The sequence below is a fragment of the Streptosporangium sp. NPDC049376 genome, assembly GCF_044466505.1.
GTDB lineage: Bacteria > Actinomycetota > Actinomycetes > Streptosporangiales > Streptosporangiaceae > Streptosporangium.
The window spans coordinates 1-16,348 of sequence record NZ_JBITMT010000019.1 but is presented as its reverse complement, the minus strand read 5'-3'; the positions used below and the strand labels follow the sequence as shown (position 1 = coordinate 16,348).

Here is a 16,348-nt window from a genome sequence, read left to right as displayed (position 1 = left end):
CCGCTCAGGCCTTCTTGGCCAGGGCCCTGCCGATGACCAGCCGCTGGATCTGGTTGGTGCCCTCGACGATCTGCAGCACCTTCGCCTCCCGCATGTAACGCTCCACCGGGAAGTCCTCGACGTAGCCGTAGCCGCCGAAGACCTGGACGGCGTCGGTGGTGACCTTCATGCACACGTCGGTGGCGAACAGCTTGGCCATCGCCGCCTGGGTGCCGTACGGGCGGCCCGCGTCGCGCAGCCTGGCGGCGTCCAGGTAGAGCGCCCGCGCCGCGGCGACCTGGGTGGCCATGTCGGCGAGCATGAACCCGATCCCCTGGAAGTCGATGACGCGCGAGCCGAACTGCCTGCGCTCCCCCGCGTACGCGATCGCCGCGTCGAGCGCCGCCTGGGCCAGGCCGACCGCGCAGGCCGCGATGCCGAGCCTGCCCCCGTCCAGGGCGGCGAGGGCCACCCGGAAACCCTCCCCCTCCTGGCCGACCAGGGCGTCCCCGGCGAGCCGTACGCCGTCGAAGCGGACCTGGGCCGTCGGCGAGGAGCGCAGGCCCATCTTGCGCTCGGGCGCTCCGAACGACACCCCCTCGGTACCCGCGGGGACGTGGAAGCAGGAGATGCCACGGCTGCCGTCGTCGGAGGTCCTGGCCATCAGGGTGTAGAAGTCGGCCTGCCCGCCGTGGGTGATCCAGGCCTTGACCCCGTCGACGAGATAGCCGTCGGCGTCACGCACCGCGCGGGTGCTCAGGGCCGCGGCGTCGGAGCCGGACTGGGGCTCCGACAGGCAGTAGGCGCCGAGCAGCTCACCTCCGAGCAGCTCCGGCAGCAGTTCGGCGCGCTGGGCGGCGGAGCCGTACGCGGCGACCGGGAAGCTGGCCAGGGTGTGCACGGACAGCCCCAGCCCGACCGCCAGCCAGCCCGCGGCCAGCTCCTCGATGACCTGGAGGTACACCTCGTACGGCTGCGCGCCGCCGCCGTGCTCCTCGGGATAGGGGAGGCCGAGCAGGCCGGACCTGCCCAGGACGGTGAAGACCTCGCGGGGGAAGCGCTTGGCGGACTCGTCGGCCGACGCCCTGGGCGCGACCTCCTTGGCGATCAGGTCGCGGACGAGATCCAGCAGGTCGTGGGCCTCGGCGGTTGGCAGCGTACGCTCAACGGTCATATCCGCTTACTCCAGGTCAGGGGCTAAGCAAAAAGGGCGGCCGGGATCGCCGGCCACCCGATTGTTACACCTGTCACACTATGACGAGCTCCCGAGGGCGGTGGTTGAGCCGCTCGCCGCCCTCCTCGGTGCAGATGAGGATGTCCTCGATGCGGGCGCCGTGCTCACCCGGCAGGTAGATGCCCGGCTCGACGGAGAAGGCGTGCCCCGGTTCGAGCGGCTCGGTGTTGCCGGCGACGATGTAGGGCTCCTCGTGGGTCTCCAGGCCGATGCCGTGCCCGGTGCGGTGGATGAAGTAGTCTCCGTAGCCCTCCTCGGCGATCACCTCGCGCGCCGCCGCGTCGACCGACTCGCACGAGGCCCCGGGCCTGACGGCCGCGCAGGCGGCCTCCTGGGCCCGCTGGAGCACCTCGTAGTATCGCGTGAACTCCTTGGGCGGCTCCCCGACGCAGTAGACCCTGGTCGAGTCGGAGCAGTAGCCGCTGGGCATCTGGCCGCCGATGTCGACGACCACGGGCTCGCCCTCCTGGATGATCCGGTCGGAGAGGTCGTGGTGCGGGCTGGCCCCGTTGTGGCCGGAGGCGACGATGACGAAGTCGACGGTCGAGTGCCCCGCCGCGATGATCGCATCCGCGATGTCCCGTCCGACCTCCCGCTCGGTACGGCCCGCCCGCAGGAAGTCCGGCACCTGCGCGTGCACGGCGTCGATCGCGGCCCCCGCCTCGCGGAGCGCGGCCGCCTCGGCCTCGCTCTTGCGCATGCGCAGGCCGCGCAGCACCGATCCGGCGAGCACCTGCTCCGTGCCGGGCAACGCGTCGCGGAAACGCAGCGACTGCATGGCCCACATCCGGTCGGCCAGCCCGACCCTGCCGACCTTCCCCGCGCCGCCCAGCCGCGCGGCGACGAGCGCGTAGGGGTCGTCGGTCTCGTCCCAGGGCACGAACTCGACACCCAGCCGCGCCGCCGGGGACTGCTCCGCCGCGGGCAGCTCCAGACGGGGCACCACCAGGAAGGCGGGGCCCTCGGCGGGCAACGCCAGGCAGGTGAGCCGTTCGAGCGGCAACGCCTCGTAGCCGGTCACGTAGCGCAGGTCGGGGCCCGGCGTGAGCAGCAGCGCGCCGAGGCCGGCGGCGGCCGTGGCCTCCTGCGCTGCGGCGAGACGGGTCACGGGATACAGGTCAGAGGACTCCTTTGTCACACCGACCAATGTAATCGTGAACAGATCGGCACCACACCTGTGGCCACACCCTTGATCGTCGCGACCGGGGAAAGTCCGGGGAAAGGACGTCGTTCGGGTGACAGTGCCACTACAATCCGTTGAAGGACGATCACATTTTGTGGATAGGATGTCCCTAGGTCCCCACATTCGAGAGCGAGCTAAATGGTCGGCGTAGTGGGCGGCCACCAGCCACCCCTCCACCCACGAAACGACCACGTGACCGGTTCCGCCCCGCTGACCGCGGCAGAGATGGTGCAGCCGTTGCGCGGAGAGCTGGACGAGCACATGGCCGTCGAAAGACAACTTCTCAGCACGCGGCTGGCCCATGCCGAACGGCTGGGCGATCTGGGCTGGGCCGAGTGGCACCTGCACAGCGGCGAGTCCACCTGGTCCGACCACGCCTACGCCATCTTCGGCCGCGATCCCGTCGAGGGCCCCATCGGCCTGCGTGACCTGGTCGGCCACGTCGAACCGCAGGACCGGGCCCTCGTCGACGGGCTGCTCAGGTCGGTGGTCGATCTGGCCAAGCCCGGGCAGGCGGAGTTCCGCATCCGCCGCCGCGGGGAGGTCCGCAACCTCCGCGCGGCCCTGGACCCCGTCGTGAGCGGAGGACACGCCTCCGTGCACGGAGTGATCCAGGACGTCACCGGCCGCCGCAGAGCCGAGCAGATCGCCTCCGAGTCGCGCAGGCAACTGCTGGAGGTCCGTGAGCGGGCCGCCCAGCAGCAGGGCGTGAGCACGGCCCTGCGCGAGGCGATCATGCCGCGCCTCGGGGCGTCCGTCGACCTCCCCGGTGCCCGGATGGAGGTCCGCTACGTCCCCGCCGGGCAGAAGGACGGCCTCGGCGGCGACTGGTACGACGCCACGACCATGCCCGACGGACGGGTGCTGCTGACCATCGGCGACGTGTCCGGCCACGGCCTGCCCGCGGTCACCCAGATGAGCAGGCTCAGGCACGCGCTGGGCGGCCTCGCGATGACGGGCGAGCCGCCCGACCGGCTGCTGACCTGGCTCAACCACCTGGTGATGCACCGCTTCGAGGAGACCACCGCGACCGCGGTCGTCGGCCACCTCGACCCGCTGAGCCGCGTGTTCACCTGGAGCCAGGCGGGGCACCCGGCGCCGATCCTGGTCCGCGACGGGACCGCCGTCCAGCTTGAGCCGCCCTCGGGGGTGCTGCTCGGCGCCACCCTGTCCGAACGGTACGAACGCTCGGCCGTACGTCTGTGCGACGGTGACGCGCTGCTGCTGTTCACCGACGGGCTCGTCGAGCGGCGCGACCGCGACATCGACGAGGGGTTCGCCCTGACCCTCAGGGCCGCCTCCGCCCTGCGGCGGCAGGACGGGGAGGCCGCCCTGGACCGTCTGATCCAGGCGGTCGGCGGCCCCAACCCCGAGGACGACACCTGTGTTCTGATGATCGTCCTGCCCGGGTGAACGACTTGGTTAAATGGTCGCCATGCCCGGGCTGATGCTTCTCGACACCCCTTCGCTGTACTACCGCGCCTTCTACGGAATCCCGGAGTCGGTGACCGCCCCCGACGGGACGCCCGTCAACGCCGTGCGCGGCCTCATCGACATGATCGCCATGCTGGTCAGGCAGCACTCCCCCGGCGAGCTCGCCGCGTGCATGGACGCCGACTGGCGTCCCGCCTTCCGGGTCGCGGCGATCCCGTCCTACAAGACGCACCGCCTCGCCCCTGGAGGCGGCGAGGAGACCCCCGACACACTCGCCCCGCAGGTCCCGGTGATCGAGCAGGTCCTCGACGCCGCGGGCATCGCCCGCCTCGGCGTGCCGGGCTACGAGGCCGACGACCTGATGGGCACGCTCGCGCTGCGTCCTCGGGGCGAAACCGGCGGCGGAGTCGACATCGTCACCGGTGACCGGGACCTGTTCCAGCTCGTCGACGACGGCGTGCCGATCCGGGTCCTCTACACCGCCAGGGGCGTCAAGAACCTCCAGCTCGTCGACGAGGCCGCAGTCACCGCCAAATACGGCGTGCCGGGCCGCTCCTACGCCGACTTCGCCGTCCTGCGCGGCGACCCCAGTGACGGCCTGCCCGGGGTGCCCGGGGTCGGCGAGAAGACCGCCGCCGCCCTGATCACCCGGTTCGGCTCGCTCGACGCGCTGCTCAAGGCCCTCGACGGGGACGGCGACCTCACCGGGGCGCAGCGGAACAGGCTGGAGGCCGCCCGTGACTACCTGCGGGTGGCACCCGAGGTGGTCCGGGTCGCCCACGACGTGCCCGTGCCCGACGTCGGCCTGACCCTGCCCGCGCAGCCGCGCGACCCGCGGGCGCTCACCGACCTGGCCGGGCGTCATGGACTCGGCGGTCCTCTCGGCCGCCTCGCCGATGCGTTGTCCTGGACCTGGCGGCCCTGAGCCCCGCCCTGACCGAGCTCGGGCACCGCGGAGAGCGGTAGGTTGGCCCCCGTGCCCCACAAAAGCATCCGGGTGCCCGAAGACCCCCATCCGCGGCTGAGCGACGGATTCGAGCGGATCAGGCGTGAGTTGAGGCTGCCCGGGGAGTTCCCTCCGGCCGTGCGCGCCGAGGCGGAGCAGGTCACCAGGACACCCACGCTGCCCACGCTCGACCGCACCGACCTTCCCCTGGTCACGGTCGATCCGCCGGGGGCCATGGACCTGGACCAGGCCATGCACCTGGAGGAGCGTCGCGGCGGCTACCGCGTCTGGTACGCCGTCGCCGACGTCGCCGCCTTCGTACGGCCCGGCGGGGCGATCGACGCCGAGGCCCGTACCCGGGGCGAGACCGTCTACATGCCGGACGCCCGGGTGCCGTTGCATCCCGCCGTGCTCTCCGAGGGCGCCGCCAGCCTGCTGCCCGGCGCGACCAGGCCCGCCGCGCTGTGGTGCGTCGACCTGGACGCCGCGGGCAGGGTCGTCGGCGCCGACGTGACCAGGGCTCTGGTTCGCAGCCGGGAACGCCTCGACTACGACTACGTGCAGACCGCGGTCGACACCGGGACCGCGGACGGCACGCTGCGGCTGCTGGCCGAGATCGGCAGGCTCAGGCTGGCACTCGAACGGGACAGGGGCGGCGTCACGCTGCCGACCCCGGAGCAGGAGGTCGTCCCGGACGGGGACGGCTACCGGGTCGAGCTGCGCGCCCCGATGGAGGCCGAGGCCTGGAACGCGCAGATCTCGTTGCTGACCGGCATGGCCGCGGCCTCGATGATGCTTGACGCCGAGATCGGCCTGCTGAGGGTGTTGCCGCCCGCCCCCGCCGAGAAGATCGCCCAGGTTCGCCGGGTCGCCGCCGCGCTGGGCGTGCCGTGGCCGGACGGGGCTGGCTACGGGGAGGTCGTCCACGGCCTCGACCCGAAGATCCCCGGGCAGGCCGCCTTTCTTGAGGAGTCGACAGTCCTGCTGCGCGGGGCCGGATACGTGGCCTTCAACGGCGCGCCCCCGGCCCAGGCGGGCCACGCGGCGGTCGCCGCGCCGTACGCGCACGTGACCGCTCCGCTGCGCAGGCTCATCGACCGCTACGCCACCGAGGTCTGCCTGTCGGTCGCGGCGGGCGAGCCGGTGCCCGAGGAGGTCCAGCGGGTCATGGGCGAGCTGCCCGGCGTCATGCGGGTGACGGGACGGCGCGCGGGCGCGGCCGAGCGGGCGTGCGTCGACCTGGTCGAGGCGTTCGTGCTGCGTGAGCGGGTCGGCCAGACGTTCGACGCGGTGGTGATCGACGTGGACGAGGGCCGGTCCGGCGGGCTGGTGCAGGTCACCGACCCCGCCGTGGTGGCCCGCTGCGACGGGGAACGGCTCCCGCTCGGCGAGGCCGTCCGGGTACGGCTGACGCGCGCCGACCCGGCGACCCGGGAGGTCCGTTTCAGCCTGACCTGACGGCGGGCTTCCCGCGTTCTCCGCCGGGCCGCCCGCCTCCGGTCTCCTGCTGGGCCTCTTACCTCTTGAGCGTCCAGCCGGCGCCGACGCCCAGCAGGTGCAGGGCGACGAGGGCCAGTCCGGCGAGGACGAGCGTGGTGACGGTCACGACGGAACCGACGGCCACACCGGCGATCTGGAAGATCAATGCGAGAACGAACAGCAGCGCGGCGACGAGGGCGAGCATTCCTACCTCCCTGGGCGGGGGTCCAACATGGTTCCGCTTTGGGAATTTCCTAGGCGATATCCCGGAAAACAGCCCTGAAGGTGACGTTCCGCCCACCCGCCGTCACGCGGTATTGACCGGACGGTCAGTCGGCCCGTGCCCTCCCCCGGATCCGCTCAGCTCAGGGACGAGTAGGCCACGACGCCGCGTCTGAGCGCGTCCATCGCCTTGCCCGCGTTCTGCCTCACCTTGCTGCCGGACGGGGCCGCGTCGGCGATCTGGCCGAGCAGGTCGAGCAGCTGCTTGATCCAGCGCACGAAGTCTCCCGCGGCCAGCTCGCCACCGTTGACCCCGTCGCCGAGCACCGCGTCCAGGTTGTGCCCCCTGGCCCAGCGGAAGGCCGCCCAGGCGAACCCGAAGTCGGGCTCCCTGATGAACGACAGGCCGTGGTCGCTCTCGACGGCCTCCAGGTCGCCCCACAGACGCATCATGTCGCCCAGCGCCTTCTGCACCCCGCCCGCGGGAATCCTCGGTTGACGCGCCTCGTCCGCCTGCCGGGACTCGAAGACCAGCGAGGAGACGGTGGCCGCCAGCTCCGCCGGGTCCAGGCCCTCCCAGAGCCCGGCGCGCAGGCACTCGGCGGTGAGCAGATCCAGCTCGGTGTAGAGCTGGGCCAGCCTGCGACCCTCCGCGGTGACGTTCTCACCGTCGAGGTATCCCAGCTGGTCGAGCACCCCGCACACCTTGTCGAAGGTGCGGGCGATGACGTGGGAGCGGCCCTCGACCCTGCGGCGCAGGCCCTCGGTCTCCCTGAGCAGCTTGTAGTAGCGCTCCGCCCAGCGGGCGTGGTCCTCCCGCTCGTCACAGCCGTGGCAGGGATGCTGCCTGAGGTCCCTGCGCAGGCGCAGGATCTCCTCGTCCTCCGCGGCGTGGTCACGCGCCCTGGGAGGCTTGCCGAGGTCACGGTCACCGAGCTTGGCGTGCATGGAGGAGACCAGGTCGGCCCGCTCCCTCGGCGACCGGGCGTTGAAGTTCTTCGGGATGCGCAGATGCTCGACCGGCTCGACGGGGACGGGGAAGTCGGCGGGTGAGAGCTTCTTGACCTGCTTGCCCGCGGTCAGCACCAGCGGGGCCGGCCCCTCACCGCGGGAGTTGAGCCCGGGGTCCAGGACGACCGCGACCCCGGCCCTGCGCCCGCCGGGCACACGGATGATGTCTCCCGGCCTGAGCGCCTCAAGGGAGCGCAGCGCCTGGCCCCTGCGGGCCGCGCCGCGCTGACGCGCCAGCTCGGCCTCCCGGTCGGACAGCGCCCTGCGCATCCCGGCGTACTCCTCGAAGTCGCCCAGATGACAGGTCATCGAGTCGCGGTAGCCCCGCAGCGCCTCCTCATGACGGCGCAGCTGCTTGGCGATGCCGACGACCGCCCGGTCGGCCTGGAACTGCGCGAAGGAGGACTCAAGGAGCGACCTGGCACGTTCCCTGCCCACCTGGCCGACCAGGTTGACCGCCATGTTGTAGGAGGGGCGGAAGCTGGAACGCAGGGGGTAGGTGCGGGTGCTGGCCAGGCCCGCGACCTGCAACGGGTCCATGCCCGGCTGCCAGTGGACGACCGCGTGGCCCTCGACGTCGATGCCGCGCCGCCCCGCCCTTCCGGTGAGCTGGGTGTACTCACCCGGGGTGAGGTCGGCGTGGGTCTCGCCGTTCCACTTGTCGAGCTTCTCGATCACCACGGAGCGGGCGGGCATGTTGATGCCCAGGGCGAGGGTCTCCGTGGCGAACACGGCCTTGACCAGGTTGCGGGTGAACAGTTCCTCGACGACCTCCTTGAAGGCCGGAAGCATGCCCGCGTGGTGGGCCGCCAGGCCGCGTTCCAGGGCGTCGCGCCACTCCAGGTAGCCGAGCACCGCGAGGTCCTCGTCCGGAAGGTGGGCGGTGCGCTCGTCGACGATCTGCCGGATCTCGTGACGCTCGGCGTCCGTGGTGAGCCGGATCCCGGCGTACAGGCACTGCATGACGGCCGCGTCACAACCGGCCCTGGAGAAGATGAAGGTGATCGCGGGCAGCAGGCCCGCGACGTCGAGACGCTCGATGGCCTGGGAACGGTCCGGCGGGCCGCCCCTGCGCGGGCGGGAGTAGCCCCTGCGGCCTCTGCCGTACGCCTGTCGCTCCTCGTCTCTGGCCAGACGCAGCAGGTTGGGGTTGACCAGCGGCCTGCGGCCGTCCTCCTCACCGACGAAGAGGTCGTACAGGCGGTGACCGACGAGCATGTGCTGCCAGAGCGGGACGGGCCGGTGCTCGTCGACGATGACGCTGGTGTCGCCGCGGACCTCCCCCAGCCACTCACCGAACTCCTCGGCGTTACTGACCGTGGCCGACAGGGCGACCAGCCGTACCGACTCGGGAAGGTGGATGATCACCTCTTCCCAGACCGCGCCGCGGAACCGGTCGGCCAGGTAGTGGACCTCGTCCATGACGACGAAGCCGAGCCCCGCGAGGGTCCCCGACCCGGCGTAGAGCATGTTGCGCAGCACCTCGGTCGTCATGACGACGATCGGGGCCTCGCCGTTGACGCTGTTGTCACCGGTGAGCAGGCCGACCTTGGCGGCGCCGTAGCGTTTGACCAGGTCGTTGTACTTCTGGTTGGAGAGCGCCTTGATGGGGGTCGTGTAGAAGCACTTACGGCCCTCCTCCAGGGCCAGGTGCACCGCGAACTCCCCCACCACGGTCTTGCCCGAGCCGGTGGGGGCCGCCACGAGCACCCCGTCACCCGCCTCAAGAGCCCGGCAGGCGTCCAGCTGGAAGTCGTCCAGCTGGAAGCTGTAAAGACCGCGGAACGAGGTCAGCGCCGGTCCGCTGTCGGCCTGGCTCTGACGGAAGGCAGCGTAACGTTCCGCTGGGGTCGTCATGTCTCCAAGCCTACCGATATCAGGATTCCGGTCCGCCCCACGAACCCCAGAAGATCGCCCGCCTCCCCCTCCACCCGGGTTGAGGAGGATCCCGACGCCATGCGTAAGAAGTTCGGTTTGCACTTTCCCAGTGCCGTGTGTGAGGGGTTTTCGGCTTGGGCGCGTCGGTGCTTGGACTGAGGAACGCAGGAGCGCAGCGACGCAGTGACGAGGGAAAGCACCGACTCAGGGCGCCCAGGCCCCCGCGACGCCCAAGGCGGAGCAAAGAGACAGAGCCCCTGGGACGACCTCACAGCTGAGAGGGAGCGGGCCCAGGCGCTCGCCGTCGGCGTAGGCGACCACGTCCGGTGCCTCCAGCGTGATCCCGCGCACGCGCCTGGTCGTGACGAAGGGGTGGGTGATGTGGGAGCCCCGGTAGACCCGGGGAAAGGCGCGCAGGAAACGCCCGACGGGCACCGCGTCGATGATCGTCACGTCCAGCAGGCCGTCGTCGGGGACTGCGCCGGGGCACACGCGCATCCCGGCGCCGTAGGAGGAGGTGTTGCCGACGGCGACCAGCATGGCCCGCCGTTCGATCGTCTCGGTCCCCGAGGGGCCGTCCAGGGTGATCCGGAACGGGATCGGCCGGTAGGAGCCCAGTTCCGTGGCCAGTGCGAGCAGGTATCTGGCCATGCCCGGTGGCCCGCTGATCCGGTTGGCCCGCTCGTTGACGCGGGAGTCGAAGCCGCAGGCGAGCACCCCTGCGAACCATTCGCCGTTCCCGGTCCGCACGGCGTCCACCGTACGGCTGCCGCCCCGGAGTACGGCGTCGGCCGCCTCCAGAGGTCTGCCCCGCGGGACGCCGAGGGCGGTGGCGATGTCGTTTCCTGTGCCCGCAGGGATGATCCCCAGCGGGACTCCGGTCTCCGCGACCGCCTGCACGGCCAGGTGCACCAGCCCGTCACCGCCGAAGGCCACCAGCGCGCTCGCGCCGGCGGCCACAGCCGTACGGGCTCTGGCCAGGGCGTCGGCGGCGGAGTCACCGACGAGCACGGAGACCTTCCTGTCGCCTCGGCGCAGCCGGTGCAGCACCGGGCCGAGCATCCCGCGTGAGCGCCCGCCCCGGGCGGCGGGGTTGACGAGGACGGCGATCTCTCCGGGCATGAGGCCGGAATCTACCGCCTATTTCGGCGGATCGGTATCCGTCTCCAGGTCGAGCGGGGAGGCCTCGTCGTCGGACAGGTTGGAGAAGTCCTCGCCCTTGGGGGCTCTCTTCTCCCTGAGGTACATGAAGCCCTCGGCGAGGGCGAACAGCACGACCATCGGGATCGCCAGGGCGACCATCGAGAACGGGTCGGTGCTCGGGGTCGCGAGGGCGGCGAAGACGAACATGATGAAGATCACCGTGCGCCGGTGCTTGGCCACGGTGGCGCGCGGCAGAACGCCGATCACGTTGAGGAAGACCATGAGCAACGGCAGCTCGAAGGAGACACCGAAGATGACCAGCATCACCAGCGCGTAGGTGAGGTAGTCGTCCATCTCCAGCAGCGGGATCGCGTTGTTGGGCGCGAAGCTGAGCAGGATCGCCAGACCGGTGTCCATGATGAGGTAGGCCAGACCGGCACCCGCCAGGAACAGCGGGATCGCAAGGCCGAGGAACGACAGCGAGTAGCGCTTCTCGTTGCGGTACAGGCCAGGGGTGACGAAGGCCCAGATCTGATACAGCCAGACCGGTGAGGAGACGACCATTGCGAACATCACCGCGACCTTCAGGTTGACGAAGAAGGCCTCGAAGACACCGCGGATGGCGAAGGTGCACTCTCCGGCTCGCAGGGTCTGCGACGCGGGAAGGCTGCAGTAGGGCTCGGTGATGAAAGTCCAGATCGGCTGGAAGAACAGGAAGCCGACAACGATGCCGACGACCAGCGCGAGCAGGGAGATCAGGATGCGGTTGCGCAGCTCACGGAGGTGTTCCATGAGCGGCATGCGCCCCTCGGAGGAGTCCGTGGGCGATCCCGGTCTGTTCGAGCCCGGCTTGGGCCATTTCAGCAGCGCCATTCACGAATCCCGGTCTGACGAGTGAGGTGGTGGGGAGCCGGCCACAGACCTGGCTGCGGCCTCTGCGGTACGGCCCCTACTGCGGCTTGGCCGCACCGGCCTGGGCGCGCAGCTTCGCGGCCTGCTCCTCAAGGGCACGCGCCTGCTCCTCGGCCGTCTGGGCGGTGGGAGCCGTGGGGAGCGGCTGGGGAGCCGGGGCGGGCTGCTGCGCCTGGACGACGGTGGCCGTATGGGTGGCCGTGTGGGTATCCGTCTCGTCGTCGTCGCGAAGCTTGGCCGTCTCCGACTTGAAGATCCGCAGCGACCGGCCCAGGCCGCGAGCCGCGTCCGGCAGTTTCTTCGCACCGAACAGCAGGATCAGGATCACGCCGATGATGATCAGCTCGGTGGGTCCCAGGTTAGGCATGACACATCCTTAGGCCGAACGACACGCACTCTCCTGCCCGATCGTACGCTCCCCCGGGCACAGACTCATCCCTTCCGGGATGGGATTGTCCGGACCTGCTCGTTCAAGGCGCTGTGTGCGGGGGTGATCGTCCGGCGAATCCTGTCGACCTCCCTGCCCAGTTCCCTGGTGGCCAGCAGCACGCGAACCCCGAGAAAACCCAGCACCAGCAGGCCTGCGAAGGCGAGACCGACCGCGGCGAAGATCCAGCTCATGACAGCCGATCATAACGGCGCACGTCAGGAGACCGACTCGTAACGATTCAGCGCCGAGGTCGCCGCCCGCCTGACGCTCTCGGCCAGTGAGGCGGGTGAGAGCACCCGGCCCGTGTCGCCGAGACGCAGCGCGAGCCGTACCAGCCAGCCCTGGTCGCGAGCCCGCAGCGCCACCTTCAGGCGCCCCTCGCCCAGCTCGGTGACCTCCTCGCACGCGTAGTACTCGGCGACCCAGCGACCCGCGGGGGTCAGTTCGAGCTCGACCAGCTCGTCGGTCGGCGAAGGACGGAACACCCCGGGTGTCACCTCGTCGGGCACCGCGTCCGCGGGCGGGTCGGCGGCCGTTTCGAGGATCTCGACGGTGAGCATCCGGTCGAGACGGAACAGCCGGACCGCCTCGGCCCGGTAGCACCAGCCCGACAGGTAGGAACGGCCGTCCACCACGACCAGGCGCATCGGGTCGACCTCGCGCGGGGTGATCTCGTCACGGCCGGGCACGTGGTAGCGCAGCGACAACCGCCGGCCGCGGCGCAACGCCTCGTTGACGGTCGGCAGGGCGTCCGGGGTCGCGCCGACCTCGACGGCGACCTGGCTGCTGACCGCCGCCGCGCCCTCTCCCGCGGCCTGCTCGAACTTGGCGATGACCCGCGCCAGCGCGTCACGGTCGCCGAACTCCGGCAGCTCGGCGAGCATCCGCAGGGCCACCAGCAGCGCGCTCGCCTCGTCGATGCCCAGCCGCAGCGGGCGGGCGATGGTCTCGGCGTTGTCGATGAGGATCTCACCGCCGTCCCAGGAGACGTCGATCAGGTCTCCCGGGGTGTGGCCGGGCAACCCGCACATCCACACCAGTTGCAGGTCGTCGATGAGCTGTTTCTCGCTCAGTCCGAAGACCTTGGCGACCTCCGGCACCTGCGCCCCGGGGTGGGACATCAGGTACGGCACCAGCGCCAGCAGCCTGGGCAACCGGTCGGCCGTGCTCATACTGCGCTCCCCCTGCTCGTTCGTGTGTCCTCGCCCGTCACGCCAGGGCTCCCTTCAGGCGGCGGATCACGGCCTCCCTGGCGTCCGGCGGACCGGTCACCTCGGCGTCCGCGGCGAAGCCCGCCACCCACCCGGCGAGCCGCTCGGTGTCGGTGAACTCGACGTCCAGCTCGTCCCACCCGCCGGTGCCCTGCCGTACGGCCTTGGCCACCTGGCGCAGCCCCTGGCAGGTGCCCTCGCGGACCCGGATGAGGGCGGTGCGCTCCCTGACCGTCATCTCGTCGCGGTAGCCGACCATCGAGGTGATGTCGACGCCCTCGGGGACCACGACGGCGCCGGGGCGGCCGACCGGTACGACGGGGCCGTTGATCCGGCTGAGCCGGAACACCCGTGCCGCGTCACGGTCGCGGTCGTGGCCGACGACGTACCAGCGGCCACGGCGGCTGACCACTCCCCACGGCTCGACCGTCCTGGTCAGCACGCTCTCGCTGGCCGCGGCCCGATAGGGGAAGCGGACCGCGCGCCGGTCGCGCACGGCCTCCCACAGCGCGGGGAAGGCCGGGTCCCGTGTGTCGACGCGCAGTTCGAGCGCCCCGCCGAGCATCCCGTCCGCCTCGTCGGTCTCCACTCCTCCCGCGCGCAGCTTCAGCAGCGCGCCGCTGGCGGCCTCGGCCAGGCTCGCGCGCTGCCACACCTGGGCGGCCAGACCGACCACGGCGGCCTCGTCGGGTTCGAGGGTGATCTCGGGCAGTTCGTAGGACTCCCTGACGATCCGGTAGCCGGGGTCCTCCTCCCAGGGGTCCTTCTGGACCTCGATCGGGATGCCGATCTCCCGCAGCTCGTTCTTGTCCCGCTCGAACATCCGCTGGAAGGCCTCGTCGTTGGCGGCGTCGTAGCCCGGCACCGCCTGGCGGATGTGCTCGGCGCTGAGCGGCCGCCTCGTGGCCAGCAGGCAGATCACAAGGTTCAGCAACCGCTCGGTCTTCCGGCGCGACATCCGGCCTCCTTCCCTGTTCACATGACTCTACGTCCAGGTGGCGCTACTCTTCCCCGGTGATCAGATGGCGCAGGGGCGAGGTCGCGCGTGTCCGGCGAGAGTGGTCGGGGGCGATGGAGATCGAGGTCTCCACCGAGGAGGGGGTCGTCCGCGCGCTGGCCTATCCCGCCCTGGTCGGGCGTCCTGAGCCGGGCGACACGGTCCTCCTCAACACGACCGCGCTCGCGATGGGTCTCGGTACGGGAGGTTACGCCATGGTGGTGGCTCTCCCGAACAGATTGCCGAAAGATCCACAGGGTCCCGGCCACCTGGTGAAGGCACGCTACACCCCCTTGCAGGCCACCGTGCTCGGCGCGGACGAGCAGGACTCGCCCTTCCACGAGGCGCTCCGCGAGGCCGACTCGCTGGACGGCATGCCGGTCGTGGTCGCTGACCTGCACTCGGCGCTGCCCGCGATCCTCTGCGGCCTCTACGGTTCCCGCCCCGGCGGGGCCCGGGTCGCCTACGTGATGCTCGACGGCGGCGCGCTGCCCGCCTGGTTCTCCATGTCCTGCGCCAGGCTCAGAGAGATCGGCTGGCTCGACGGGGTGGTTACGGTCGGCCAGGCGTTCGGCGGCGACGTGGAGGCCGTGACGCTGCACACGGGCCTGCTCGCGGCCCGCCACGTCATGGGCGCCGACGTGGCGGTCGTCACCCAGGGCCCCGGCAACCTGGGCACCGGCACCCGCTGGGGCTTCTCCGGCGTCTCGGCGGGCGAGGCGGTCAACGCGGCCTCCGTGCTGGACGGCAGGCCGGTCGCGGCGCTGCGGGTCAGCGAGGGCGACCTGCGTAAGCGCCACATCGGGGTCTCCCACCACTCACTGACCGCCTACGGCAGGGTCGCCCTCGCCCCCGCCCAGGTGGTGGTGCCCGAGTTGCCCGGCGACTTCGGCAGCCGGGTCGCCGAGCAGTGCGCGCCGCTGGCCGTACGGCACGAACTGGTCGGGGTCTCGGTCGAGGGGCTTTACGAGGCCCTCGCGGACTGCCCGGTCAGGCTGTCGACGATGGGCCGCGGGCTTGACGAGGACCTGGCCTACTTCCTGACCTCGGCGGCGGCGGGACGCCACGCGGCCTCGCTGCTCTCGTAGAACTGCTTGAAGGTGAAGGCCTCCGGCGTGGGGCCCTGCGCCTTGAGCAGGTCGAGGCGTTCCATGCCCTCCTCCAGCGTGGGCACGTGCCCGCGCGGAATCCACCACATCACCGAGTACGGCTCCGCGACGCGCTGGAACCACTCTCTGCGCCGCTGCAGGAAGCCCAGGTGGGCGCTGCGGTAGACGAAGTCCCACAGGCTGTCCCTGTCCTCCCACACGGAGAAGTTGATCAGCAGGTGGTCACCGTAGTCGTGATGGACGACGTCCTGAGGCCCGTCTCCTCCCTTGAGCCGCCACACATAGCCGGGTGCCTCCTCTGCGAGACGGTTGACGGGGTCGAGGGCCGCGACGAAGTCGGCGATCTCGGGGGATTCGAGGGGCGCGCGCAGATGACCGACGTTGAGCTGGGCGAGATGCATGCTCGTCAGCAAACCATCCACCGCCCTTCTATGTCAATCTTCATTGTTTTTAGAAAAGGCGACGCAGCACTCCCCAGGACGGGGGTCCAGCCTGGCCGTACGGTCCTCCTCTCCCAGGGCGTCGAGCAGCCCCCGGCACAGCGCCAGGTTCATCGAGCACACCAGCAGCGGCTGCTCCTGCGACAACACGTGGAAGGGACAGTTGCGCAACCGCAGCGCGCCGTCCTCCTCGTAGGGTTCGTATCCTCGTCCGCGCAGCGCCCCGGCCAGGTCCTCGCCCCGTTCGGCCAGCTCCGCGCCCGCCCGCCGCGCGACCTCGTCGGCCACCTCGTCCCCGCCGAGGCGGTCGACCGCCTCGGCCAGCATCGACGCCATGGAGCGGTAGTCCCTGGCCGGGACGCTGACCTGCCACTCCCCTCGCGCCCTGCGGTAGACCTTCGCCGGACGGCCGCTTCCCGGCCCCGTCCTGTCGGTCAGGCGCTTGAAACCCGCCTCCAGCAGGCCGGCCTCGACCAGCTTGTCGAGGTGGAAGGCCGCCAGGGTCCGTTGCACCCCGACCGCCTCCGCGGTCTCGTTGCGCCCCGCCTCACGCCCCAGGGAGGCCACATACTCGTAGACGGCCCGCCTCACGGGATCGTGCAGGGCCGCGACCGTGCCGAGGTCATCGCTGCTCACAGCCGGATTCTAAATCTTGTTGCAGAAGCGTGTGGTTGGGCATCTTCCTTGTATGGGCGGGGTGTTGCGCGCTGATCCTTTATGGGTGGAGACCTTCACCGGAC

The 16,348-nt window shown here is 71.0% G+C and carries 16 protein-coding genes; 4 read left to right on the top strand and 12 right to left on the bottom strand.

Going from position 1 to position 16,348, the window contains the following annotated elements; genetic code table 11:
* Positions 1-4: 4 nt before the first annotated feature.
* Positions 5-1,153, bottom strand: coding sequence for an acyl-CoA dehydrogenase family protein (locus ACIBVQ_RS32700; RefSeq protein WP_352013065.1), 1,149 nt, complete (start codon positions 1,151-1,153; stop codon positions 5-7).
* Positions 1,154-1,226: 73 nt separating this feature from the next.
* On the bottom strand, positions 1,227-2,351 hold the full coding sequence (locus ACIBVQ_RS32695) for an aminopeptidase P family protein (RefSeq protein WP_352013066.1): 1,125 nt from the start codon (positions 2,349-2,351) through the stop codon (positions 1,227-1,229).
* Between the two features lie 237 nt (positions 2,352-2,588).
* Between ACIBVQ_RS32695 and ACIBVQ_RS32690 the strand changes: the two genes are divergently transcribed.
* The 3 genes from ACIBVQ_RS32690 to ACIBVQ_RS32680 are packed head-to-tail and all read left to right on the top strand — an operon-like array spanning position 2,589 to position 6,234.
* On the top strand, positions 2,589-3,809 hold the full coding sequence (locus tag ACIBVQ_RS32690; protein WP_399182212.1) for a PP2C family protein-serine/threonine phosphatase: 1,221 nt from the start codon (positions 2,589-2,591) through the stop codon (positions 3,807-3,809).
* Positions 3,810-3,831: 22 nt separating this feature from the next.
* Positions 3,832-4,755, top strand: a complete 924-nt coding sequence (locus ACIBVQ_RS32685; RefSeq protein WP_399182210.1) for a 5'-3' exonuclease H3TH domain-containing protein — start codon at positions 3,832-3,834, stop codon at positions 4,753-4,755.
* Between the two features lie 51 nt (positions 4,756-4,806).
* Positions 4,807-6,234 carry an RNB domain-containing ribonuclease gene (locus ACIBVQ_RS32680; protein WP_399182208.1) on the top strand — a complete coding sequence of 476 codons (1,428 nt, stop codon included), beginning with the start codon at positions 4,807-4,809 and terminating at the stop codon, positions 6,232-6,234.
* Positions 6,235-6,292: 58 nt separating this feature from the next.
* Here the strand turns inward: ACIBVQ_RS32680 and ACIBVQ_RS32675 are convergent, their stop codons facing one another.
* From ACIBVQ_RS32675 to ACIBVQ_RS32640, 8 genes are all read right to left on the bottom strand, one after another.
* The gene (locus tag ACIBVQ_RS32675) at positions 6,293-6,460 is read right to left on the bottom strand and encodes a hypothetical protein (protein ID WP_352013070.1); all 168 of its coding nucleotides are present in this window, start codon (positions 6,458-6,460) and stop codon (positions 6,293-6,295) included.
* A gap of 155 nt (positions 6,461-6,615) precedes the next feature.
* Positions 6,616-9,345: a DEAD/DEAH box helicase gene (locus tag ACIBVQ_RS32670; protein ID WP_399182206.1), complete on the bottom strand. Its 2,730-nt coding sequence runs from the start codon at positions 9,343-9,345 to the stop codon at positions 6,616-6,618.
* A 225-nt stretch (positions 9,346-9,570) separates the two neighbouring features.
* A complete protein-coding gene (locus tag ACIBVQ_RS32665; protein WP_399182203.1) occupies positions 9,571-10,488 on the bottom strand; it encodes a diacylglycerol/lipid kinase family protein in 918 nt (305 codons plus the stop codon).
* 18 nt (positions 10,489-10,506) lie between these two features.
* Positions 10,507-11,301: a twin-arginine translocase subunit TatC gene (gene tatC, locus ACIBVQ_RS32660; RefSeq protein WP_362777467.1), complete on the bottom strand. Its 795-nt coding sequence runs from the start codon at positions 11,299-11,301 to the stop codon at positions 10,507-10,509.
* Positions 11,302-11,458: 157 nt separating this feature from the next.
* Complete coding sequence (gene tatA, locus ACIBVQ_RS32655) at positions 11,459-11,788, bottom strand: Sec-independent protein translocase subunit TatA (protein ID WP_352013074.1); 330 nt, start codon at positions 11,786-11,788, stop codon at positions 11,459-11,461.
* A 65-nt stretch (positions 11,789-11,853) separates the two neighbouring features.
* A complete protein-coding gene (locus ACIBVQ_RS32650; protein WP_352013075.1) occupies positions 11,854-12,042 on the bottom strand; it encodes a hypothetical protein in 189 nt (62 codons plus the stop codon).
* A 24-nt stretch (positions 12,043-12,066) separates the two neighbouring features.
* Positions 12,067-13,023, bottom strand: coding sequence for a WYL domain-containing protein (locus ACIBVQ_RS32645; RefSeq protein ID WP_352013076.1), 957 nt, complete (start codon positions 13,021-13,023; stop codon positions 12,067-12,069).
* 37 nt (positions 13,024-13,060) lie between these two features.
* Positions 13,061-14,020, bottom strand: coding sequence for a WYL domain-containing protein (locus ACIBVQ_RS32640; RefSeq protein WP_352013077.1), 960 nt, complete (start codon positions 14,018-14,020; stop codon positions 13,061-13,063).
* A 56-nt stretch (positions 14,021-14,076) separates the two neighbouring features.
* Between ACIBVQ_RS32640 and ACIBVQ_RS32635 the strand changes: the two genes are divergently transcribed.
* Positions 14,077-15,147, top strand: a complete 1,071-nt coding sequence (locus ACIBVQ_RS32635) for a DUF3866 family protein (protein WP_352013078.1) — start codon at positions 14,077-14,079, stop codon at positions 15,145-15,147.
* Here ACIBVQ_RS32635 and ACIBVQ_RS32630 read toward each other — a convergent pair.
* Together ACIBVQ_RS32630 and ACIBVQ_RS32625 are read right to left on the bottom strand one after the other, a co-directional pair.
* Positions 15,093-15,569 carry a DUF3291 domain-containing protein gene (locus tag ACIBVQ_RS32630; protein WP_352013232.1) on the bottom strand — a complete coding sequence of 159 codons (477 nt, stop codon included), beginning with the start codon at positions 15,567-15,569 and terminating at the stop codon, positions 15,093-15,095. The two genes, ACIBVQ_RS32635 and ACIBVQ_RS32630, sit on opposite strands and share 55 nt — an antisense overlap.
* 33 nt (positions 15,570-15,602) lie before the next feature.
* Positions 15,603-16,244: a helix-turn-helix transcriptional regulator gene (locus ACIBVQ_RS32625; protein ID WP_390049509.1), complete on the bottom strand. Its 642-nt coding sequence runs from the start codon at positions 16,242-16,244 to the stop codon at positions 15,603-15,605.
* Between the last annotated feature and the right edge of the window lie 104 nt (positions 16,245-16,348).